Source organism: Streptomyces sp. NPDC096013 (genome assembly GCF_044763565.1).
In the GTDB taxonomy this organism is placed as follows: Bacteria; Actinomycetota; Actinomycetes; order Streptomycetales; family Streptomycetaceae; genus Streptomyces.
The window spans coordinates 171,645-192,517 of sequence record NZ_JBIWGK010000013.1 but is presented as its reverse complement, the minus strand read 5'-3'; the positions used below and the strand labels follow the sequence as shown (position 1 = coordinate 192,517).

At 70.2% G+C, this 20,873-nt stretch carries 20 protein-coding genes; 6 read left to right on the top strand and 14 right to left on the bottom strand.

Annotated features, from left to right (window positions below):
- Positions 1–278 precede the first annotated feature (278 nt).
- From ACIRB1_RS35315 to ACIRB1_RS35295, 5 genes are all read right to left on the bottom strand, one after another.
- Positions 279–458 carry a hypothetical protein gene (locus ACIRB1_RS35315; protein ID WP_403468335.1) on the bottom strand — a complete coding sequence of 60 codons (180 nt, stop codon included), beginning with the start codon at positions 456–458 and terminating at the stop codon, positions 279–281.
- A gap of 576 nt (positions 459–1,034) precedes the next feature.
- Positions 1,035–1,694, bottom strand: a complete 660-nt coding sequence (locus ACIRB1_RS35310; RefSeq protein WP_403468334.1) for a class I SAM-dependent methyltransferase — start codon at positions 1,692–1,694, stop codon at positions 1,035–1,037.
- A gap of 58 nt (positions 1,695–1,752) precedes the next feature.
- Positions 1,753–2,922, bottom strand: a complete 1,170-nt coding sequence (locus ACIRB1_RS35305) for a hypothetical protein (protein WP_403468333.1) — start codon at positions 2,920–2,922, stop codon at positions 1,753–1,755.
- Between the two features lie 112 nt (positions 2,923–3,034).
- Positions 3,035–3,205 (bottom strand): hypothetical protein, encoded by a 171-nt coding sequence (locus ACIRB1_RS35300; RefSeq protein WP_403468332.1) that lies wholly within the window; start codon positions 3,203–3,205, stop codon positions 3,035–3,037.
- 295 nt (positions 3,206–3,500) lie between these two features.
- Entirely contained in the window at positions 3,501–4,745 is a 1,245-nt protein-coding gene (locus ACIRB1_RS35295; RefSeq protein ID WP_403468331.1) for an MFS transporter, read from the bottom strand.
- A gap of 90 nt (positions 4,746–4,835) precedes the next feature.
- On the opposite strand from ACIRB1_RS35295, the gene ACIRB1_RS35290 reads away from it, so the two are divergent.
- Positions 4,836–5,816: a DUF5937 family protein gene (locus tag ACIRB1_RS35290; RefSeq protein ID WP_403468330.1), complete on the top strand. Its 981-nt coding sequence runs from the start codon at positions 4,836–4,838 to the stop codon at positions 5,814–5,816.
- A gap of 64 nt (positions 5,817–5,880) precedes the next feature.
- Here ACIRB1_RS35290 and ACIRB1_RS35285 read toward each other — a convergent pair whose 3' ends face one another.
- The 4 genes from ACIRB1_RS35285 to ACIRB1_RS35270 form a co-directional block, all read right to left on the bottom strand.
- Entirely contained in the window at positions 5,881–7,065 is a 1,185-nt protein-coding gene (locus tag ACIRB1_RS35285; protein WP_403468329.1) for a zinc-dependent alcohol dehydrogenase, read from the bottom strand.
- A gap of 110 nt (positions 7,066–7,175) precedes the next feature.
- Positions 7,176–8,054, bottom strand: coding sequence for an SDR family oxidoreductase (locus ACIRB1_RS35280; RefSeq protein WP_403468328.1), 879 nt, complete (start codon positions 8,052–8,054; stop codon positions 7,176–7,178).
- A gap of 439 nt (positions 8,055–8,493) precedes the next feature.
- Positions 8,494–8,763, bottom strand: coding sequence for a helix-turn-helix domain-containing protein (locus ACIRB1_RS35275; RefSeq protein WP_403468327.1), 270 nt, complete (start codon positions 8,761–8,763; stop codon positions 8,494–8,496).
- The gene (locus ACIRB1_RS35270) at positions 8,763–9,254 is read right to left on the bottom strand and encodes a DUF2975 domain-containing protein (RefSeq protein ID WP_403468326.1); all 492 of its coding nucleotides are present in this window, start codon (positions 9,252–9,254) and stop codon (positions 8,763–8,765) included. Before ACIRB1_RS35270 ends, ACIRB1_RS35275 begins: the two co-directional genes overlap by 1 nt.
- Before the next feature lie 267 nt (positions 9,255–9,521).
- Here ACIRB1_RS35270 and ACIRB1_RS35265 point away from each other — a divergent pair, with 267 nt between their 5' ends.
- Positions 9,522–9,686, top strand: coding sequence for a hypothetical protein (locus ACIRB1_RS35265; RefSeq protein WP_403468325.1), 165 nt, complete (start codon positions 9,522–9,524; stop codon positions 9,684–9,686).
- A gap of 3 nt (positions 9,687–9,689) precedes the next feature.
- On the opposite strand, the gene ACIRB1_RS35260 is transcribed toward ACIRB1_RS35265, so the two are convergent.
- Positions 9,690–10,145 carry a MarR family winged helix-turn-helix transcriptional regulator gene (locus ACIRB1_RS35260; protein ID WP_403468324.1) on the bottom strand — a complete coding sequence of 152 codons (456 nt, stop codon included), beginning with the start codon at positions 10,143–10,145 and terminating at the stop codon, positions 9,690–9,692.
- Between the two features lie 317 nt (positions 10,146–10,462).
- Here ACIRB1_RS35260 and ACIRB1_RS35255 point away from each other — a divergent pair, with 317 nt between their 5' ends.
- Positions 10,463–12,130 (top strand): purine-cytosine permease family protein, encoded by a 1,668-nt coding sequence (locus tag ACIRB1_RS35255; protein ID WP_403468323.1) that lies wholly within the window; start codon positions 10,463–10,465, stop codon positions 12,128–12,130.
- A gap of 142 nt (positions 12,131–12,272) precedes the next feature.
- Here the strand turns inward: ACIRB1_RS35255 and ACIRB1_RS35250 are convergent, their stop codons facing one another.
- A complete protein-coding gene (locus ACIRB1_RS35250) occupies positions 12,273–13,151 on the bottom strand; it encodes a serine hydrolase (RefSeq protein ID WP_403468322.1) in 879 nt (292 codons plus the stop codon).
- A gap of 312 nt (positions 13,152–13,463) precedes the next feature.
- Here ACIRB1_RS35250 and ACIRB1_RS35245 point away from each other — a divergent pair, with 312 nt between their 5' ends.
- Positions 13,464–14,684, top strand: a complete 1,221-nt coding sequence (locus tag ACIRB1_RS35245; protein ID WP_403468321.1) for a metallophosphoesterase — start codon at positions 13,464–13,466, stop codon at positions 14,682–14,684.
- A gap of 95 nt (positions 14,685–14,779) precedes the next feature.
- Here ACIRB1_RS35245 and ACIRB1_RS35240 read toward each other — a convergent pair whose 3' ends face one another.
- The 3 genes from ACIRB1_RS35240 to ACIRB1_RS35230 form a co-directional block, all read right to left on the bottom strand.
- Positions 14,780–15,799, bottom strand: coding sequence for an NADPH:quinone reductase (locus tag ACIRB1_RS35240; RefSeq protein ID WP_403468320.1), 1,020 nt, complete (start codon positions 15,797–15,799; stop codon positions 14,780–14,782).
- Between the two features lie 106 nt (positions 15,800–15,905).
- Complete coding sequence (locus tag ACIRB1_RS35235) at positions 15,906–16,799, bottom strand: aldo/keto reductase (RefSeq protein WP_403468319.1); 894 nt, start codon at positions 16,797–16,799, stop codon at positions 15,906–15,908.
- Entirely contained in the window at positions 16,796–17,353 is a 558-nt protein-coding gene (locus tag ACIRB1_RS35230; RefSeq protein ID WP_403468318.1) for a TetR/AcrR family transcriptional regulator, read from the bottom strand. Before ACIRB1_RS35230 ends, ACIRB1_RS35235 begins: the two co-directional genes overlap by 4 nt.
- A 277-nt stretch (positions 17,354–17,630) precedes the next feature.
- On the opposite strand from ACIRB1_RS35230, the gene ACIRB1_RS35225 reads away from it, so the two are divergent.
- Positions 17,631–19,217: an amidohydrolase family protein gene (locus ACIRB1_RS35225; protein WP_403468317.1), complete on the top strand. Its 1,587-nt coding sequence runs from the start codon at positions 17,631–17,633 to the stop codon at positions 19,215–19,217.
- Positions 19,218–19,420: 203 nt separating this feature from the next.
- The gene (locus tag ACIRB1_RS35220; protein WP_403468316.1) at positions 19,421–20,836 is read left to right on the top strand and encodes a DUF6461 domain-containing protein; all 1,416 of its coding nucleotides are present in this window, start codon (positions 19,421–19,423) and stop codon (positions 20,834–20,836) included.
- Positions 20,837–20,873 lie beyond the last annotated feature (37 nt).

Genomic DNA, 20,873 nt, shown 5'->3' with positions numbered 1-20,873 from the left:
GCAGCCACCTTGCGGGCGAATACGGGAGCATCATCGAGACCGGCACCGACTTCTTCCGCCTTGCCCAAACCCAGCCCGCAATGAGCGGAGCGACACCGGCTGACGATCCGTCTGCCGGGAGGGCCACCGGTTAGCGGATCACGTTCCGATGAAGCTCACTGGTGGAGTGGCGGTATTCGAGAGTTGCATCGGCACTGGGACATTGCGCAACAGGGCTCTCCAATCCGACGGGATTGCTGGGCAGCCGGCAGATACTCGTCGGTGTACCGGGCGGAGGATCACTCCAGCGTTGCCGACCACTTCCCCCGGGACAGGCGGCAGACGCCGTCCGGAGTGATCTCCACGGTGCTGCCGTAGAGCGGCAGGCAGCCCTCGGCGTTGAGCCGGTTACGGATGCGCTCCAGTTGGTCCCCCAGCCGACGGGAGCTACCCTGGTGGACTTCCGGTGGCCGAGCCATTCGGCGCAGGCGCGGCCCCAGGAGCCGTCCGCATGCGCCATGCGGGCCGTTCGGTGACGCCCGTTCTCCTCGAAGGCCAACTCCACTCCAGGTGTGGTGACTTCGAGCATGGACCGCAGTTCCCACGCCGAAGCGACATCGAGGACCGGATAGCGGCCCAGCGTCACCTCCTCGCCCGTCGCGCCTCGCGCATACGTGAGCAACTCGTCCAGGCCGGACGGGTAGTCGGCGCCATGCCTGGTCTTCACGAAGCCCGCCCGGTCCCGTTCGATCTGTCCCCTGGCCCCGCCGTCTTCCGTCTCCCGTCTTCCGTCTTCCACGCGGTGAGGATCAGCGAGGCGTTGGCGAGTGTGGTGACCAGTCGCCCGCCCGTCCGCAGAGCACGCAGCGCCGGTTTCAGCCCCGCCCCCGGCTCCAGAGCCACGGTCCAATCAACGGCAGCAGCTCGGCTGCATCGGTCACCACCTGCGCGTAGACGCGTCCATGACGACGGAGATGTCGAAGCCGACGGCGGTCCGGATGAAGGCGTTGCGCCGGCACACCTCCACCCGACAGCTCAGTGGGCGCGGACAGCGGTCACACCGGGTCCCCGGCGTCGCGGGGTTCATCTCGCAGGCGAGGCCGCGCCCGGATCCAGGTCCGGCTCGGTGTGAGGTAGCTGTCGATTTCCAGGTCCGCCGCGGCAAGCATGTCCTCGAGGGACTTGTCGCTGATACGTCTGGTGACCACTGGCTGTGTCCAGGTGGAGCCGTCGATCTGGTAGTCGAGGGTGAACGACACCACGCCGGACGAGCTCTGATCCAGGTCTCGCATGCTGATCGTGGAACCGTCCGGCATGGTCCTCCGCAGTGGCTCCGCGCCGTAGTTGCGGTCTGGTGGGTCCCGTTGAAGGAGTACGGAACCGGAGTCGGCGACGTGCGCTCGGCAGGTCTTGAGGAATTGTTGGCACAGCTCACGATCGGGGTTCTCGATCAGGTGTGACATCAGGAGGACAACGTCGAATCGGCGGCCCAGGGCGAGTTCTTCGATACGGCACTGGACCGTTTCGGCTCCGTGGATGTACGCCAGCATGTCCGGGGACTCGTCAACGGCCACGACCTCGTGCCCCAGGTCGATCAGCGGACGGGTGATTCGCCCGGCACCGGCCCCCAGTTCAAGAATATTGGCCCCACCAGGAATCGCGTCGTGGATCAGTTGCGGAGCCGAGCCGGCGGGCAGGCGTTGGAAGAGCTCCACAGGGCTTCCGTCAGGCGCCATAGGACCTTGAGAATTCCTCATCCACACAACCCCTCGTCTATTGGCAGTGGGTGCTTTCGTGTGCCGAGAACAGCCCGCAGCAGTCGCCGTCGAGATCCTCGTCGTAGACTCCGGCCTCGATGACCGGGTGCTCACCGGTCAGATCCTTGAAGTCCCCACTCCTGAGCGGAGCCTCGTTCCTGATCTCGATGGTGCAGTCGGACGCGATGAAATCGACATGAACGTCACACGAATGCACGGTCCCTCGGCGCTGATTGCTTTGGCCGAAGCCGATGTGCACGCCCGGATGCCGTTCGTTCAGATGCGAGTTCAAAGAAACGAAACGATCGATCCCGATGTTCGTGCCGAATCCCAGCTCTCCGACCCGGTCGGCATTCGGTACCCGCAGGAAGCGATCGACGAATTTACTCACCAACGGATGGTCGCAACGGTAGTCGACCATGACACCGTCTTCGATCTCGAAGGTCACCGGGTGGTCACCGAGGCGCGCGTCCAACTTCGTGAAAGCGGTCGAGTTGAACGCCCCGTCCGCGACGAGCGTGCCGCTGATCCGCGCGGGGAAGGTAGCGACTTCACCGGCCGGCAGCAGCACGAACGCGCCCTCTCGCGAGATTCCGCGACTGCTGACCCATCGGTAGCGTTCGGGATCCAGCACGATGTCCAGCTCGGACCCCGACGAGCTGGTCACCGTGAACCGCTCCGCCGACCGAAGACGCTGCAACAGGCCCGCGTTGATGTTGTTGAGCGTGGCAGGTGACGTCGTCACCCCCTGCCGGAAGAAGTCCGCACCCGCCATGACCACCCTGAAGATCTCGATCTTCGTGCCGGTGAGCGGCGCCAGTGCCTGACGAATCCATACGGAGGGCATGACGATGTCGTACTCGAGGCAGAGAACCACGAGGCGGGAGCCGCGCGCACCGAGGTCGGCGGACGCCGCCGTCACCTTCTCCGAAAAAGGCGTGACCGTTTTCTGGGAAAGGGAATCTAGATCGAGGAGGGCTACCGGAACACCCCTGATTCCCAGTTCGCCGGTGACCCAGGCGGCCGGCTCGCGCGCACTGCGTGCGTAAAGCAGGATCACGCGGTCGTCGGAGCCGAGGTGCAGATATTGATCGAGAAGCGATGAAACGCCCTGCCAGACCTGCCGGTCAGGCTCCTCCACGCGTTCGGACACATCGACTGCGGATCCGGATTCCATGGTACTCATGACAGAAGACCCCCAGATAAGGACATCGCGCAGTTGCATGTGGAATGCATCCCGCCGATGATGCCCGCAAGGGCGTGACCTCGCGGGCATCATCGTCACAGATGGGACGGAATCACTCCTCGGTCTCCCAGGCGGAAGTGAACGCGACCGCGTCTGTGTCGCGGCCCGAGAGGATGTCCACGAGCGGCACCGCGGTGACCGGCGACTCCTGGGCGAGCATCGCCCTCTTCGCTGCCGCTACACGGTCGGTGCGCTCGGTTCCCAGAACGTTTGCGTTGGCCATTGAGTGTTCCCCTAACTAGAGTCGGAAAACCCGAACCAGACTTTATTCGGTTTTCTGGCCGCAATTCCTGTGCTTCTTTTGCGGCGCACGGCACCGTGCTGCCGGAATCGGGCCAGATCTTCGTCTGCCGGTAACCGGACCCCGGCTTCTGGGCGCCCCTGCATCGAAACGCCTGAGCCGACGATAAGTCCGTCACCGCGATGGACGAAGAGCATCAACGTAGAACTCGGCCGGAGATCACCACCAGCCTTTCGAAGACCTTCGAAACGTCCCACCATCCGAAGGCGGGCCGACCTCAGGCAGCCGCATCCCCGCGCACGTGGCTGCCGAGCGCGGGCACGAGGAGGAGCAGGACGGCGAACGTCCCGGCCCCGGCCAGGACAAAGGTCACGCGGGCGCCTGCCAGGCCGACCAGGAAGCTGCCGAACGTGTAGGCGAAGGCGGACCCCAGCTGGGCGGCGGTGCCGATGGTGCCGAACACCCGGCCCAGGTACGGGCGCGGCACGAGATCCTGGACGACGGTGTCGTAGCCGATGTTCTCCACGGCGTTGCCCGCGCCTGCGATCAGCTGTGCCGCGATGACGACCGCGAGAACCGGTGCCAGGCCGTTGACGACGGTGCCCGCGCCCGTGGCCACGACTGCGACGATCAGCAGGGCAACCGGTGAGCGGCCGCGCGCCAGTCGGGTGCAGGCGAGTGAGGCCAGCAGCATTCCGACCCCGAACGCACTGGCGGCCAGGCCGTACGCGGTCGAGCCGGCGTGGAGCTCGTCGCCGGTGAGGAACACCAGTGCCACGTTGTCCACCGCGGCGAAGGCGACGAGCAGGAAAAGGCTGAGAACCAGGACCCGGAGCTGCCGGTTTTTCGCGACATGGCGCAGCCCGTCGGTCGCTTCCGCCCACACTCCGGTCACCGCCGCCGGGTCGCGTGCGGGTGCGATGGCGGGGAGCCCGGCGAGCAGCAGCGCCGACACGACGAAGGTGGCCGCGTCGACGGCCAACGCGGTGCGGGCGCCGCCGGGGGCGGCTCCCAGGAGCCCGCCCAGCCCCGGGCCGACGGTCAGAGTGAGGGCGCGGGCCAGCCCGAACAGGGCGTTGGCCGGTGCCCGGTCGGCCGGGTCCACCAGGACCGGGACCAGGCTGCGGCCGGCCGGGTTGCGAATGGTGGCCAGGGTGCCGACGACGGCGACGAGGGCGATCAGCGCCGGCAGCGGCGGCAGGGCGACCGCCAGCACTCCGATGACCAGGGCTGAAGCCAGTTCACACCGCATCATCAGCCGTCGCGTCTGGCCCCGGTCGCAAAGGACTCCGGCCAGCGGTCCGCCGAGTCTGGGCAACGCGTTCGCCAAGAGCAGGAGACCCACGCCCGTGGGACCGTCTCGTGGAGCGACCAGCAGTACGAGGGCGGTCGTGGTGATCCCGTCTCCGACGAAGGAGACCGCCCGGGATGCGCACAGGGACCGGAACGCGGGGTTGCCGCGCAGGAGGCGGGTCCGGGAAGCGGAACTCGCGGGTGATGACAGGGGTGTCGCTTCGGCCATGGGCATGAGCGTGCGGTCGGCAGGTCACGGCCGCTGGGATTCGGCGCAGGCCGAATCCGGGCGTAGGTTCTGCGTGTTATGACGCTGGTGTTGAGATTCGGACGCGGGGACGCGTCCCGGTGCCGGTTCGCGGCCTCGCCGTTGCAGGAGACGATGTCGGCGTTTCTGGTGCTCAAGAATCCGGCGCGCCACGGCTGGTATCGGACGTGGCTCCAGGCGGTCAGGGACGTCGTCGCGGAGGTGGACTTCGGACTGCTGAGCGTTGCGATGCCGAGCGGGGGACACGGCCCTGACTTCCTCTGGCCGAGCCCGACCGGCCCGCTCACCACCATCGAGGACGACCTCGCCCAGGTGCAGAGCACCGACCCCGGCATCGTCGCCGCGGAGCTCGCCGAGCAGGCTCGTCGTCTGGATCCCCGCACCGTGCCCGACGGCCTCTACCGAACCCTCATCGGCGACCCGCTCTTCGCGCGGGACACACTGGTCGCGCAGCAGCGGCTGGCCTGGCACGCGCTGGTCGCGCCGCTCTGGGACCGGATCCGCGGGCTGCTCGACGCGGACATCACCACCCGATCCCGGCATCTGGCCGACGGTGGGCTGGAGGGACTGTTCGCGGATCTGCACCAGCGGGCGACCTGGCAGAACGACGAGCTGCACCTCACGGGCCTGCGGCACGGAGTCGTCGACCTGCGCGGTCGCGGCCTCGTTCTCGTCCCGACCGCCTTCGGGTGGCCGAACCTGGGGATCGGGCCCACGGACGGCACGTCCGCCTCTCCCCCGGCGCTCGTGTACCCGATGCGGGGCGCCGCGAGGCTCTGGGAGCGGCCCGCACAGTCGTCCGCCATCTCCCGCCTTCTCGGTGCCGGGCGAGCATCCGTGCTGGCCGAGACCTTCCTCCCCGGCACGACCAGCGGCCTCGCGCAACGGCTCGGACTCGCCCCGGCGACTGTCTCGCAGCACCTCTCCGTCCTGCGTGACGCCGGTCTCGTCTCCGCCAGCCGGCGCGGGCGCGAAGTGCTCTACCGCCAGACACCCCTGGCCGCGGCGCTCTTGCGCGGCGAATCGCCTTGACGATGGCAGAGCGCGCGCCAGGGGGCCGGGTGGTCCACGTGTCGTATGAGGGAATGGCGGTTGTTCAGGGGCGGAGCAGGGTCTTGATCATGCCGTCCTTCTTCGCCTGGAAGGTGGCGTACGCCTGCGCCGCGTCCTCCAGCGGCAGATGGTGGGTGGCGAAGCCGTCGACACCGAGGGGATCGTCGTCCGTGAGGAGCGGCAGGATGTCCGGCACCCAGCGCCACACGTTGGCCTGGCCCATCCGGAACTGGAGCTGCTTGTCGAACATGCGCAGCAGCGGCATCGGGTCCAGGGCTCCGCCGTACACCCCGGAGAGCGAGACGGTTCCGCCGCGCCGCACGATGTCGATGGCAGCGTAGAGCGCGCCGAGGCGGTCCAGGCCGGCCTTTTCCATGAAGGGCTGGGCCAGCGCGTCGGGCAGCAGTGCGGTCGCCCACTGGGCGGCCTTGGTGACCGGGTTGCCGTGTGCTTCCATGCCGACCGCGTCGATGACCGCGTCGGTGCCCCGGCCGTCGGTCAGCGCGCGGATCGCGTCCCCGAGGTCCTTCTCGTGCCGGCGCAGGTCCAGGCAGGTCACGCCGTGTGCGCTGGCGCGGTCGAGGCGTTCGTTGACGAGGTCGACGCCGATGACCAGTCCCGCGCCCCGGTGCTGGGCGATGCGGGTGGCCATGTCGCCGATCGGGCCGAGGCCGAGGACGGTGACCGATCCGCCGGGCGGCACGGCCGCGTACTCGACGGCCTGCCAGGCAGTGGGCAGCACGTCGGAGAGGTAGACGTACCGGTCGTCGGCCGGTCCGTCGGGCACCTTGATGGGCAGCGTGTTGCCGAACGGCACCCGCAGGTACTCGGCCTGTCCGCCCGGCACCTGCCCGTACAGCTTGGTGTAGCCGAAGAGCGAGGCGCCGGTGCCGTAGGCGTGCACCTGGGTGGTCTCGCACTGGGAGTGCAGACCCTGGGAGCACATGAAGCAGGTGCCGCAGGAGACGTTGAACGGGATGACGACTCGGTCGCCCGGGGCCAGCTCGCGGACCTCGGGGCCGACCTCCTCCACGATGCCCATGGTCTCGTGGCCGAGGATGTCGCCGGGCTCCAGGAACGGCCCGAGGACTTCGTAGAGGTGCAGATCGGAGCCACAGATGCCGGTGGACGTGACGCGTACGATCACGTCGTCGGGGTCTTTGATCGTCGGATCGGGGACCGTCTCCACCCGGACGTTCCGGCGGCCCTGCCAGGTCAGTGCACGCATGCTGTCAGCCTCCTTCGCTTCTCCGGCCCGTGGGGTTCACGGCCGTGTGTCCCGGTGGGCACCACGACCGGGAGCCGGCGCGCCCGCCGGCCGGGGTGCCGTGGCGCGCGTTACGGGAGCGGTGTGCCACCGGTGGCGTTGACGATCTCCGCGGTGATGTAGCTCGCTTCGGGGGAAGCGAGGAAGACATAGGCGGGTGCCATTTCCGCGGGCTGGGCCGGGCGGCCCAGGGGGGACTGCTTGCCGAACTCCGAGGGGTCGGGGAGGGTCGCGGGGATCAGCGGGGTCCAGACCGGCCCGGGTGCCACGGCGTTCACGCGGACACCGTCCTCGGCGACCATCTGGGCCAGGCCCTGGGTGAAGGTCACGATGGCGCCCTTGGTCATGGCGTAGTCGAGCAGGTGCGGGCTGGGCTTGTACGCCTGGACCGAGGTGGTGTTGATGATGGAGCCACCTCGCGGTATGTGCGGCAGCGCCATCTTCGACAGCCAGAACATGCCGTACAGGTTGGTCCGCAGGACGCGGTCGAACTGCTCGGTGGTGATGGCGCCGATGCCGTCGGGCTGCGACATCTGATAGGCGGCGTTGTTGACGAGGATGTCGATGTGGTCCCATTCCCGCACCGCGCGGTCGATCAGGCCCCGGCACTGCTCCTCGTCCCGGATGTCGCAGGCGACGGCGATCGCCGTGCGGCCCGCCTCCTCGACGAGGCGGGTGGTCTCCGCCGCCTCCTTCTCCTCCTCGGGGAGGTAGCTGAACAGCACGTCGGCGCCTTCGCGGGCGAAGGCCAGCGCGACCGCGCGGCCGATGCCGGAGTCACCGCCCGTGATGACCGCCGTGAGGTCCTGGAGGCGTGCCGAGCCGCGGTAGGAGTCCTCACCGTGGTCCGGCGGCGGGTCCATGGGGCCGGTGAAGCCGGGGTGCTGTTGGTCCTGCTGCGGGAAGTCCGGTTCGGGCTGCCGAGGCTGCGAAGGGGGTGTGTCGGACAACGGATCGTCCTTCCTCTGCTGAACGGGTGCTGCCGCGGATCGGGCTACCGGGAGCGTCCAGCCGCCGTCCGGCGGGGACCGTACTGTTCCCGGCGCTCTGTCCGTATAGGGCGGAGTGCCCCTCATTCACTGATCCAATCGGCTTCCGGGGTGGCTGCTTGGATGTCGCGGCGCGCGGGTTTGGCGCCGGGCGCACGGGATACCCGCGGCCCCGGCGTCCCTCGCCTGGATACTCCGGCCGCCCTCTCGCCGACGGGCGCGCGGACCGGCTCGGCAGGCGGAAGCCGGAGACCACCCAGGTCGGCGTGGCCGCCCGTGTGCTCTTGTCAGTCCGTAGCAGCGTGAGCCGCTCTGAGCCCGGCTGCCGGAGGGCACGCCCCCACCATCGTTCCGGCCGGAGCCCGGGGACGCCTGACCTGTTGCGGGCGCTCCGCCCTTGTCAGCGAGTGGGGCGGAGTTGCCCGCCCTCGGCCACGTCATCGGCCACGTCAGCGTCCGCTGTGTCCTCCGCCTCCCAGCGGAGCAGGTCGCCCGGCTGGCACTCGAGCACCTCGCAGAGCGCGGCGAGCGTCGCGAAGCGCACCGCCTTGGCGCGGCCGTTCTTGAGGACCGCGAGATTGGCGGGCGTGATCCCCACGCGGTCCGCGAGTTCGCCCACGGACATCTTCCGCCTGGCGAGCATCACGTCGATGTCGACGGCGATCGGCATCAGATGACCTCGTCCAACTCGGCCTGCATCCGCGCCGCTTGAACATCACGGGCTACGGCTTGGACGAGCAGCATCCGCAGGACGAGCACGATGAGCGCGACCCCCAGGATGGCCAGGCCGATCCCGCCCATGATGAGGGTGACGCCGGGATCGTCGCGCTGGCCCGGCGCGTTGACGGCCGTGACCGCGAACCACAGGAGGGCGATGGCCACGGTCGCGCCGATGACACCGTCGACGTAGCGGAAGGCGTCCGGGGAGAACACCGTCCCGCGACGGACCATCGCCACCAGCCGCCCTACGCAGACGACGGCGACCTGTACTGACATCAGACCCAGGATCGTGATCACCCGGAACGCGGTCAGCGGCCGGGACCCGTCCTCCGGGTCGTTCCCGCTGACCAACGTCCACAGCATCAGCACCTGCACGAGCACGGTGCCGACGAGCACCACCACGAGCACGGCACGCAGCGCACCCACTGTCAGCTTTCCCATGACCCGTCCTTCCATCGTTTCGCGATGGGAATCTATCGAATGTCGATAGATTCAGCAAAGGTGAGGGGGGTGGGTCCCCGCCCGGTGTCCATCGCGCGAAGGGGCGGCAAGAGGTGAAGCTGAGGACCCGGGCAGCCGGGCGCCGGCCGCGCCACGGAAGGGCAACTGCCGGGCGAGCGAGGGCGCGGACCTGGTGTCCGGGCAGAGTCCCACTGCGCAGGGGTCGCAGGCCGGGTCCCCGGCGGGGAGAGGGGCTGGTGGCGGTGGGTGGATCTCGAAGCCCTCGCGGCCCACCACCAGCCGGTGCCCGCGTCCACCACTCCGGAGCCGGACGACACGATCGTCCACCAAGGTGGGCCCGGCGCGCTGCGGTTACGCGGCCACCCTCTCGGACAACGGCACTACCTCACCAGGCCGACGAACTGGACGTAGACGTCAACCCTCAGCTCTGACGGGCTCCGGCACCCGCGCCAACTGCGCCTTGAGCCGGACCAGTCCGTCCGCCAGGTCACGCGCGCCGGTCAGCCCGTCCCACATCTGCGCCTCGGCCCGCTCCACCGGCACGGCGAGGGCGCGGTGCCGGCTGCGGCCCCGGGAGGAGAGATAGACCAGGATCCGCCGTCCGTCCCCGGGGTCCTTGCGACGGTAGGCCAGGGCGCCCGAGACCAGCCGGTCGACCAGCTTGGTGAGGCTCGGCGCGGGCATCAGGGCGTACTCGGCGACATCGGACATCGTGTGCCCGCGCCCGTCCGAGAGCAGCGACAGCACCCGCCACTCCTCGACGGAACAGCCCTCGGCCTCCAATTCCGCGGCGAGCCGACGGGTCATCAACCGCTCCACACTGCTCAGCAGTTGCGGGAGATCGCGGGGCAACTCCGGAGCCACGGTCATCCTCTCCTCCACACGCACCTCACAGCGGCGACAGTACCTACACCGAACAGTACTTTCCAGGGAAAGGGCTGACTATCAGCGTCCCCGACCCTCCCAGTATGCGGTGAACGAGCCTCCGCACCTTCGCCGTTGGTCGATTTCCTTCCCACAGGAAGTATTTAACGGGCCGTTCACAGGCCGAAAGAGTTCCGGGAAACATGCGATTTCTAGCGTGCGACGTCTGAGCAGAGCATGCGACCTCCGAACGCCGGACCCATCCCCACGCCCGGCATCCGCGCCACCCGCTCCCCCTCACCCGCATCCCCGAAGGGCCGCCGATGAGTACGACCGAGTCCCCACAGACAGCCGCCGAGCCGGGCTCCCCGACGAGCGAGGCGACCAGCCAGGCGACCAGGGAGACGCTGGAGGACTACACCCTCCGCTTCGCGCCCCGGAGTTACCGCCGCTGGACCCCGATGGTCGTGGCCACCACCGCCCTCGGTGGCATCGCCTACATGGCCGACTTCTCCATCGGCGCCGGCATCGGCCTGGCGCACGGCACCGGCAACGCGCTCGTGGCGATCGCCGTGGCCGCCGTCGTCATCTTCGTCACCGGCTTTCCCCTCGCCTACTACGGCGCCCGCTACAACATCGACCTGGACCTGATCACCCGCGGCTCCGGCTTCGGCTACTACGGCTCGGTCCTCACCAGCGTCATCTTCGCCAGCTTCACCTTCATCTTCTTCGCCCTAGAGGGCTCGATCATGGCCCAGGGCCTCAAGCTGGGCCTCGGACTCCCGCTCTGGCTGGGCTACTTGATCTCCACGCTGATGGTGATCCCGCTGGTGATCTACGGCATGAAGGCGCTCAGCAAGCTCCAAGTGTGGACCACCCCGGTCTGGCTGCTGCTGATGATCGCGCCGCTGGCCTACTTGATCTCCACCGACCCCGGCACCGTCGACCGCTTCCTGAGCTACGCGGGCACCGACGGCGACGGCGGCGTCAACACCGCCTCCGTGCTGCTGGGCGCGGGCGTGTGTCTGTCCCTCATCGCGCAGATCGGTGAGCAGATCGACTACTTGCGCTTCATGCCGCCCAAGACGGAGGCGAACAAGCGCAGTTGGTGGACCGCCGTGGTCATGGCCGGTCCCGGCTGGGTGGTGCTCGGCGCGCTCAAGCAGACCATCGGTGTCTTCCTCGCCGCGTACATCCTGGCCAAGGTCGGCCCGGACGTCGCGCCCGAGCCGATCCAGCAGTTCAAGGGTGCCTTCGACGCGATGATGCCGTCCTGGCTGGTCATCCCGCTGGCCGTCGCCCTCGTCGTGATCAGCCAGATCAAGATCAACGTGACCAACGCGTACTCCGGCTCGCTCGCCTGGACGAACTCCTTCACCCGGGTCACCAGGCACTACCCCGGACGCATGGTCTTCGTCCTGGTCAACCTGGGCTTCGCGCTCGCCCTGATGGAAGCCGACATGTTCAGCTTCCTCAACAACATCCTGGGCTTCTACTCGAACTGCGCCATCGCCTGGATCGTCACCGTCGCCACCGACATCGGCGTCAACAAGTACCTGCTGAAGCTCTCCCCCCTCCAGCCGGAGTTCCGCCGCGGCATGCTGTACGCCGTCAACCCGGTCGGCGTGGTCGCGTTCGTGGCCGCGTCGGGCCTCTCGATCGCCATGTACTTCCACGCCCTCGGCGACACCCTCCAGCCGTACTCCCCCGTCGCCGCGGCCGTCATCGCCTTCGTCCTCACCCCGCTGATGGCGATCACCACCAAGGGCAGGTACTACCTGCGGCGCACCGACGACGGCATCGACGAGCCCCTGCTCGACCCGGAGGGCAACCCGAGCGCCACGACGTACGACTGCCATGTCTGCCACCAGCCGTACGAGCGGCCGGACCTGGCCGCCTGCGAGACCCACGACGCGCAGGTCTGCTCCCTGTGCCTCAGCACGGACAAGGTCGGCGACCACGTCCTCCCGGCCCAGCCGACGGCCGCCTGAACGACCACCGCACATCGCTCCGCCCAACGGGACCGGTCACCCTGGTGACCGGTCCCGTTGGGCGTCGGTCCGGGCCGATCCGGGACGGCGTCTCACCCGGGGGTCGAGGGAGAAACGGGCGCGGCCGGCCTCGGTGATGCCGTCAGCCGGCCGCGCGCGCCGAGGTGACCGCCGTGCGCGCCGCGCTCTCGACCGCCTTGATGCCGCCCGCCATGGACGTGTTGCCGTCGGAGAGGACCGCGACGAGGTAGTGATGTGTCCCCGAGGTGACCTGTCCGACGCTGTTGATGTCCCAGAGCCCGGTGGTGGCGCGTTGCAGCCAGCCGTTCTTGAGGGCCCAGCCGGAGTCGGCGGCCGCGGAGACGCCCCAGGACTGGTCGGTGGCGATGCGGGTCATCAGCGTACGGATGTAGGTCCGGGACGTCGTGGTCAGCGCGGACTTGGTCGCGGAGGCGGTCCCGTCGGTGGCGAACACCGCGCGCAGCAAGCCGATCTGGTCGATCGCGGTGGTGCGGGTGAGACCCCACAGTCCGCCGGTCCCGCCGACGGTCGAGGACAGCCCGAGGCGCTTGTTCGCCGCCTTGAGACCGGGCGCCAGGCCGATCTCCCGCCAGAGCGCGTTCGCCGCGTCGTTGTCGCTGTGCTCGATCATCGCCTCGGCGAGGGTGCGCTCCTGCTGGGTGAGGGTACGTCCGGCGTCCTGCGCCTGGAGGAGCAGCGCGGAGAGAATGTCGACCTTGACGATGCTGGCCGTGTCGTAGGGGAGGTCCTTGCCGCGCACCTGCGGCTTCGCCGCGGGGTGGTCGAGGTCCAGTACCGCGGTCGTCACGCGCGCCTCGCTCCGCACGGTGGCGGGTGTGGTGCGGGTGTCGGCCGCCGCGGCCTGGCCGGCCCCACCCACCGCGGAGACCGCGGTCACGACGCCGGTGAGCAGCACCGCGCACAGCCCGGCACGCGTGCCGCCTCGGCCGGGCGTGCTCGCGGTCCGTTTGGTCGGTCGGAGATTCGGGCGGTACGGCATGGGGCCTCTGTGGTCTCGGGGGCGGGCACAGACCTGCGAACGTAGACGAGGTGGGCGTTCCGTGACGTGACCGGTGCCACGAAAAGGCCGTAACGGACCGATTTGTGACGACATCCACAGTTCCCGGATCGCCCGCGTTCGTATGACCGTCCACACCTCGTCGGGCCTCACCGTGAGCCCCGAGGAGGCTCCCTCGCCCCACGAGGCCACACCCGTGTCGGTCCGTCCGGCAGCCATGGCGAACGCCCGTCCGACCGCCCGGGAACGACCGGTAAAGTGCCCGGGACGGCAGCCCGGCCGGAAAGGGGAAGCGTGACCGACACGAGCAACACCCGACCCGCGGACAGCGAGGCGCGAGCCGCGCGGCAGAGCCCACTGCATCGCCTGATGCGCTACCTCCCCCTGGTCGCCCCCGTCCTGTTGTGGGCCGTCCCCTGCTGGGTGCTCCTGTACGGCGGCCAGCACTGGCCGCTGCCCGTCGCGCCGGTCGGAACCGCGCTGTTCGTCCTCGGCCTCGTCGTCATGCCGCTCGCCATGGGGCGCGGCCACGGCAGGCGCCAGCAGGACCGGGCGGCGATCCTCGGTGACACCCTGCTGGGGTCGAGTTGGGTGCTGTTCACCTGGTCCGTTCTGCTCGGCGTCGTGCTGCGGCTCGCCCTGGTCCTGGCCGGTGTCGGCACCGGCCAGGACTGCGCCCGCATCGTCACGTGGGCCGTCCTCGGCGTGACCGCCGTACTGCTCGTCTGGGGCTACGCCGAGGCCCGCCGCGTGCCGCGCGTGCGCCGACTCGACGTCCAGCTCCCGCGCCTGGGTGCCGGGTTGGACGGTCTGCGTGTCGCCCTCATCACCGACACCCACTACGGCCCGCTCGACCGGGCCCGCTGGTCGGCGCGGGTGTGCGAGACGGTGAACACCCTGGACGCCGACGTCGTCTGCCACACCGGCGACATCGCGGACGGCACGGCCGAGCGCCGCCGTGCCCAGGCCGCCCCGCTCGGCACCGTCCAGGCCACCCGGGCCCGCGTGTACGTCACCGGCAACCACGAGTACTACAGCGAGGCCCAGGGCTGGGTCGACCTGATGGGCGAGCTGGGCTGGGAGCCGCTGCGCAACCGCCATCTACTGCTCGAACGCGGCGGCGACACCCTCGTCGTCGCCGGTGTGGACGACGTCACCGCCGAGTCCTCCGGCCTGGCGGGCCACCGCGCCCACCTCGACGGAGCCCTGAACGGCGCCGACCCCGACCTGCCCGTCCTGCTCCTGGCCCACCAGCCCAAGTTCGTCGACCGTGCGGCGGCCGCCGGCATCGACCTCCAGCTCTCCGGCCACACCCACGGCGGCCAGATCTGGCCCTTCCACCACCTGGTCCGCCTCGACCAGCCCGCTCTGGCCGGCCTCAGTCACCACGGCACCCGCACTCTCCTCTACACCAGCCGCGGCACCGGTTTCTGGGGCCCGCCGTTCCGCGTCTTCGCCCCCAGCGAGATCACCCTCCTCGTCCTGCGCTCCCCGCAGGCGCCCGCCTCGGCGTAGCGCCCGCTTGGGCCGGCATGTCCGCGCCCGGGATTCTTCGATGACCGGGGCGGGGGCAGGACGGGGTGGCGTGAGAGCCCTTGGCCACCTGGGCGTCAGGAGGTCACGTCCACCAGGACCTTGCCGACCGCGTGGTTCTCGACCGCTCGGTGCGCGTCGGCGGTGCGGTCGAGGGGGAAGCGGATCAGCGGCAGGCCGTGATCCTCGCCGACCGGCAGCGCGCCGTCGCGTACTGCGGCGGTGACGTCCTGGACGGCCGCGCTGCGTGCCTCGGGACCGGCCGTGTAGAGCACCAGGAACTGGAAGCGTGTGTTCAGCACCATGGTGTGCGGCACGTTCAGCTCGACCGGCCTGCCACCGTCGTTGGCGTAGGTCGAGATCGTCCCCCGGGTTCGCAGCACTGCCAGGTCCAGTGCGAGGTTCGTGCCCAGGTCCACCTCGGTGACGATGTCGACGCCGTCCGGGGCGATCTTCCGGATCTCGGCGGCCGGGTCGCCTTCGCGGTAGTTGATCACGTGGTGGGCTCCGGCGGCGGTGGCCAGCCGTGCTTTCTCCGGGCTGCTGACCGTACTGATCACGGTGGCGCCGGCCCATCGGGCGAGCTGGATCACCGCGTGCCCGACCGCTCCGGCCCCGCCCGCGGCCAGGACGACCTTCCCGTCGAGTGCCCCGGGCCGCAGCCGACGCGGGCCGTCCTCGGCGACGGTGAGCGCGCGGTGCGCGGTCAACGCCGGTACTCCGAGCGCGGCGCCGACGTCGAAGCCGACCCCGTCGGGCAGCGGCACAGCCAGCTCGGCGGGCACGACGGTGAACTCGGCGGCGGTGCCGGTGGGCCGCCCCGCGGCGGCCATGAACAGCCACACCCGCTGACCGACCCGGCCCTCGTCGACACCCTCACCTACGGCGTCGACCGTGCCGGCGCCGTCGAGGTGCGGGGTGACCTCGGGGAAGTGCTTGGGGTGCCCGGCACCGGAACGTGCCTGCCAGTCGGTCGGGTTGACCCCGGACACGGCGACCCGGACGCGCACCTCGCCGGGTCCGGGCACCGGCAGGTCTCGGTCGACGAACCGCAGGACGTCGGGGGCACCGTTGTCACGGTAGATGATGGCCTTCATGATCCGTCCTTGGAGCCTGGTGGAGCGGGGTTCCCGGCGTGGCCTGGCGGTTCGTCAGGGTGTCCGGCGGGTAGTGCGGTCGCGATCCGGGCCGCGTCGGTTCAGGTCAGCCGATGGGGACGTCGTGGGAACGGGACTCGATGCCATCGAGGGTGGCGAGGTGCGCGGCGTCGAGTGCGATCCCGCCGACCGCGATGTTGGCCTCCAGGTGGGCGGCGTCGGCGGTGCCGGGGATGAGGAGCACGTTGGGGGCGTGGTGCAGCAGCCAGGCGAGGCCGACCTGGGAGGGAGTGACGCCCAAGGACTCGGCCACCGCGTGCACCGCCGGCTCCTCGGTGGCTTTGGGCAGGCCGGGGAAGGCACCGCCCAGCGGGAAGAACGGCACCCAGGCGATGCCCTCGGCCGTGCACAGCCGCAGGATGTCCTCGTCGTCGCGGGAGACGAGACTGTAGGCGTTCTGCACGCAGACGATGCCCGCCGACAAGGCACGGCGCACGCCGTCGAGGGTGACACTGCTCAGGCCGATCGCGCCGATCTTGCCCTCGTCGCGCAACGCGGTCATCACCGCCAGCTGGTCGTCGAGGTCGACGACCTGGTCCCCCTCGGGACGCAGCCCGGGGCCGGTGTCCAGACGGCGGAGGTTGACGACCCCGAGCCGGTCGACGCCGAGGCTGCGCAGATTGTCCTCGACACTGGCGCGCAGCTGCTCGGGACGCTGCGCCAGACGCAACGGCACGCGCCCGCCGGGGTTGGGGTCGGCCCCCACCTTCGTGACGACCAGGACGTCGTCCTCGGGGCGAAGTACCTCGCGGATCACGTCGTTGGCGAAACCGAAACCGTAGAACTCGGCGGTGTCCACGTGATCGACGCCCAGCTCGACCGCGCGGCGCAACAGCGCTACGGCGTCACCGCGGCGGTCGTGCAGTCGTTCGAGCTGAAGGGCGCCGTAGCCGATCCGGAAGACGGTGCGGCCGGCCAACGAAGCGGTCGTGTTGATCACGACGGTGTCTCCTCTGTCGGTGTTCGCAAGGCGGTGTACAGCAGTTCGGCCTGGTAGAGCGCCATGACCCGGTGGGCGATCGGAGTGGCGCGCTCCCGGGCTTCGGCCGGCTCATGGTGCCCGACCTTGACGAGCCAGGCGGTGACGCAGTCGTGCAGCATCGCGCGCATCCGGTCCGTCATGTCGACGACGATGTCGCGGATGGCCGGGTTGGTGGTCGCCTCACTCCAGGTCTGCACGCCGACCCGAGCCTCCGCAGGGTCGATCGCGGCGATCAGGCGGGCGAGCAGTTCGTCGGGGTCGGGCGGAGCGTCGGCCGCGGCGTACTCGCCGATGACGTCGGCACGCTGGGCGAGCACCTCGCGCGCGGCGACCCGGACCAGGTCGGCCTTGTTGCGGTAGTGCGCGTAGATCGAACCGGCCGAGAGACCGGACTCGGCGGTGATGTCGGCGATCGAGGTCCGCTCCAGCCCGTTGCGGCTGAAGCAGCGAACGGCGGCGTCGGCGATCTGAGAACGCCGGAGCTCCTTGCGCGCGTCGGTGAGCCGAGGCATCACACCTCCCATAAAGAGAATGGCGGTTTTGCTTACGAAAGACGTTAGCAGAATGGCGGCTTTGTTTGTGGCGAGCGCCGGGCGTATGAGCAAGCCCCGTCCGACGTGTTGGCCTGGTCCAGCGGCACCGACGACCGACTCGACCTCAGCCCGGGGTGGTCCCAACAACACCCCCATACACACGGTTTGGCCGCACTGCCCTGTCGCTGTCCGTCCGCCAGAGTCGTGGGTGTCGGCGGACACGGCCGACGGAATCGCGAACCGGAGGGGAAACGGCATGTCCGAAGCGACAGTTGGGGCACATCGCGGGGTGGCCCGACGAGGGTTCCTGGCCGGGGCCGCCGCCGTCACGGGTACGGCGCTGGTGAGCACGGCGTCCGCCGGCACGGCACGCGCGGCCGGGACGAGGGCCGAAGTGGGCGCCGGCAAGGGCCCGTTGGCGTTCACCCACGTCACCGTGATCGACGGTTCGGGAGCGCCCCCGGCCCCGGACATGACGGTCGTCGTCGAGGGAGGCCGCATCACCGCCCTCGCCCCGAGCGCGCGCATCCGGCTGCGCCCCGGCACCCGCACGGTCGACCTGACCGGCAAGTACCTGATGCCGGGACTGATCGAGGCGCACACCCACAGCGACGGCCCGGAGACGGTGGTCCCGGCGCTGTACGCCCTCACCGGCGTCACCACGGTCCGGGAGATGCGGGGCGAGCCGGTCCACCACGACTGGCGGCGGAAGATCCGCGGCGGTGAACTCCTCGGCCCCCGCTGGGTGATCGGCAGCCCCATCGTCGACGGCACGCCCTCGCTGTGGGCGGCGGACGTGGGCCCGACCATCGAGGTGGCGGACGCGGCCGAGGCCCGGCGCGCGGTACGACGGGTCAAGCGCGAGGGCGCGGACTTCGTCAAGGTGTACTCCCGGCTGTCCCGCGAGTCCTACTTCGCCATCGCGGACGAGGCCCGGCGCCAGGGCCTCCCCCACCTCGGGCACTGCCCCGACACCGTACGGATCGCGGAGGCGAGCGCCACCGGACACCGCACCATCGAGCACCTGCACGCGCTGCTCCTGGCGACCTCACGGCACGAGAAGGAGATCCGGCGCCTCCTGGACGCCGTACGGATCGACCCGAGCGACCCCAGCAGCCTGTCCCGGTACCACAGTTGGTTCCAGCAGGTGCATCCCCTCGAATGGCGGGCGGTGCGGGGCTACGACCGGGGCCTGTCGGACACCCTCTTCCGGAACCTGGCCGCCCACGGGACCGCGGTCGTCCCCACGCTCAGCGTGCACCGCACGCTGGAGCTGCCCGACGACGTCCCGACCCGCGCCGATGAGTGGAAGTACCTGCCCGGCTGGCAGGTGGAGAGCTGGCCGGACCAGCTGGCCGCGCTGACCGGTGGGCGCACCCCCGAGCAGAAGCGGCGGATCCGTGAGATCTTCGCGCACCGGCTCCGGCTGGTGAGCGAGCTGCACGGCATGGGCGTACGGCTGGCGGCGGGCACCGACACCGGCACGGGCTACCTCGTCCCCGGCTTCGCCCTGCACGACGAACTGGCGCTGCTCGTGACGGCCGGCCTCAGCCCGGCCGAGGTCCTGCGCGCGGCCACGCGGGACGCGGCCCGCACGCTCGGCCTGCCCGACGTCGGCACCGTGGCCCGCGGCCAGGCCGCCGATCTGCTCGTCCTGGACGCCGACCCGCTGCGGGACATCCGCAACACTCGCAGCATCCACGGCGTGGTCGTCGACGGCAGGTGGATTGCGCCGGAGGAGCGCCGCCGGCTGCTCGCGGCGGTGGAGAAGTCCGCCGCGGGGACCCCGCCGCCCGAGGAGGGGGCGGCCATGAAGGGCTGCGGCTGCGGCGGCCACCCCTGACCGCCTGCGGCGGGGGCCTCAACTCGCCTGCCTGACAGCGCATGTTGGGCATGACTGCGATGCGCGCGCCTGCGCCGATCCAGCACGGCTGTGGACCGCCCGACGGGTTGTCAGTGCCGTGTGGCATCGTCTGCGCGCATGACCGGTGGCGGCGGCGATGTCCGTCCCCGTGGAGCAGATGCGCGCGACGACCGGAGGTCGTGATGGACAACCGTGGCAGGGCTGTGCTGGAGGCCGGGGAGTCTCTCTTCGTGCAGTCCCTCGTCTCGCCGAACGGCGCGTACGCCGTGCAGCATCGGCGGGACGGGACGCTGGCGCTGCGGGACAACCGTGCCGACCGTGACGTGTGGCAGATCGGCAGACCGGTGTCGGCGCCTGGGGCGCTCACTCTGCTGACCGAGGGGCTCCTCGTGTTGCAGGGGCCGCCGGGGATTCCCGTGTGGTCCTCGGGCGGGGTCGACCGCCGGGTGTCCGCCGCGATGGTCCGTGACGACGGGCGGCTCGTCCTGGTGGATCCCGACGGCCGGGTGCGGTGGAGCCGCGACCCGCTCACCACGGCGGAGCTGGCGGCCTGTCGGCCGGCGAGCGGGGACCGGTTGCGGCGGGGCGAGGTGCTGGCGGACTCCATCGTGTCGCCGGACGGCCGCTACACGCTGACCCACACCCCGGCCGGCAAAACCCTCCTCCACACGCCGGGCGACCACGGCACCGACCGGTCCGTCTGGGTGGGCACGGCAGGTGACGCCGGCGCGGCGCTCTCCCTCGGTACGGACGGTGTGCTGCGCGCGGGCACGGACTCCACGGTGTTGCAGCGATGGACCGGCCGCTACGGGCTCGACCCGATGTCGGTCGTGGTCGCCGAGGTGGTCGTGCGCGACGAGGGCGACGTGGTGCTGCTGGGTGAGGACGGCACCGAGATCCATGCCGGCGGGACGGCCGCGGAGGAGGCCCGACTCACCGCGCTCCGGAAGGAGTTCGCACGTCGGGAGGCGCTGGAGGCGGCCAAGCCGACCCGCCCTGGCGACAGCGGGCTGGCGACGGACTGGTTCGAACTGCTGGAGCTTTCCGGGCCGTTCACCCTCACCTGGGTGCAACGCGTCGACGGAAGCGAGGCGTTGCGACGACTCGGCGCCGGTCCCGGGACGATCAGCGCGATGACCTACGAGGATGTCGGCACCGCCGCGTTCTCCGACCCCGACGGCGAGCCGGTCAAGTGCGCGCTGGCCGTGCCGGTCGACGACTGGGTCATGCTCATCGAGCCGGGCAGCGTCGAGGGCACGGAGCGTGCGCGAGACATGTCGGAGGGGACCCAGGCCCTTGTCTGGCACAGGGGTTTCGACGGCGAACTCCTCTTCTCCTGGTACCGGGACGGCGAACCGGTCGCGGTGTACGAGGACGACGACCACGACCTGCTGCACAGCGGCGAACCCGCTCCCGAAGGCGTCGAACCGGATGCGATGCTCCCGTTCATGAAGCAGATCGGCCTGGGTGTGTACCGCGAGGACGAGACCGCCTTCCTTCCGCCGCCGCTGGAGATCGCCTGCCTGATAGCCGGCATCGCGCCCAGGCCCGAACACTTCGCGGGGACGCATCAGGGCGCGGTCTTCGGCACCTGGTGACAGAGCGGTTCGCCGCCCGACTCCGCCGTTCCCCGCA

Excerpts from the sequence above, each read along its gene's own strand:
- ACIRB1_RS35300 (WP_403468332.1), bottom strand. The coding sequence starts at position 3,205 with ATGGCCAACGCAAACGTTCTGGGAACCGAGCGCACCGACCGTGTAGCG.
- ACIRB1_RS35270 (WP_403468326.1), bottom strand. The coding sequence starts at position 9,254 with ATGGGAAAGCTGACAGTGGGTGCGCTGCGTGCCGTGCTCGTGGTGGTG.
- ACIRB1_RS35230 (WP_403468318.1), bottom strand. The coding sequence starts at position 17,353 with ATGCCTCGGCTCACCGACGCGCGCAAGGAGCTCCGGCGTTCTCAGATC.
- ACIRB1_RS35295 (WP_403468331.1), bottom strand. The coding sequence starts at position 4,745 with ATGGCCGAAGCGACACCCCTGTCATCACCCGCGAGTTCCGCTTCCCGG.
- ACIRB1_RS35285 (WP_403468329.1), bottom strand. The coding sequence starts at position 7,065 with ATGCGTGCACTGACCTGGCAGGGCCGCCGGAACGTCCGGGTGGAGACG.
- ACIRB1_RS35240 (WP_403468320.1), bottom strand. The coding sequence starts at position 15,799 with ATGAAGGCCATCATCTACCGTGACAACGGTGCCCCCGACGTCCTGCGG.
- ACIRB1_RS35305 (WP_403468333.1), bottom strand. The coding sequence starts at position 2,922 with ATGAGTACCATGGAATCCGGATCCGCAGTCGATGTGTCCGAACGCGTG.
- ACIRB1_RS35260 (WP_403468324.1), bottom strand. The coding sequence starts at position 10,145 with ATGACCGTGGCTCCGGAGTTGCCCCGCGATCTCCCGCAACTGCTGAGC.
- ACIRB1_RS35315 (WP_403468335.1), bottom strand. The coding sequence starts at position 458 with ATGGCTCGGCCACCGGAAGTCCACCAGGGTAGCTCCCGTCGGCTGGGG.
- ACIRB1_RS35275 (WP_403468327.1), bottom strand. The coding sequence starts at position 8,763 with ATGCCGATCGCCGTCGACATCGACGTGATGCTCGCCAGGCGGAAGATG.
- ACIRB1_RS35250 (WP_403468322.1), bottom strand. The coding sequence starts at position 13,151 with ATGCCGTACCGCCCGAATCTCCGACCGACCAAACGGACCGCGAGCACG.
- ACIRB1_RS35225 (WP_403468317.1), top strand. The coding sequence starts at position 17,631 with ATGTCCGAAGCGACAGTTGGGGCACATCGCGGGGTGGCCCGACGAGGG.
- ACIRB1_RS35255 (WP_403468323.1), top strand. The coding sequence starts at position 10,463 with ATGAGTACGACCGAGTCCCCACAGACAGCCGCCGAGCCGGGCTCCCCG.
- ACIRB1_RS35220 (WP_403468316.1), top strand. The coding sequence starts at position 19,421 with ATGGACAACCGTGGCAGGGCTGTGCTGGAGGCCGGGGAGTCTCTCTTC.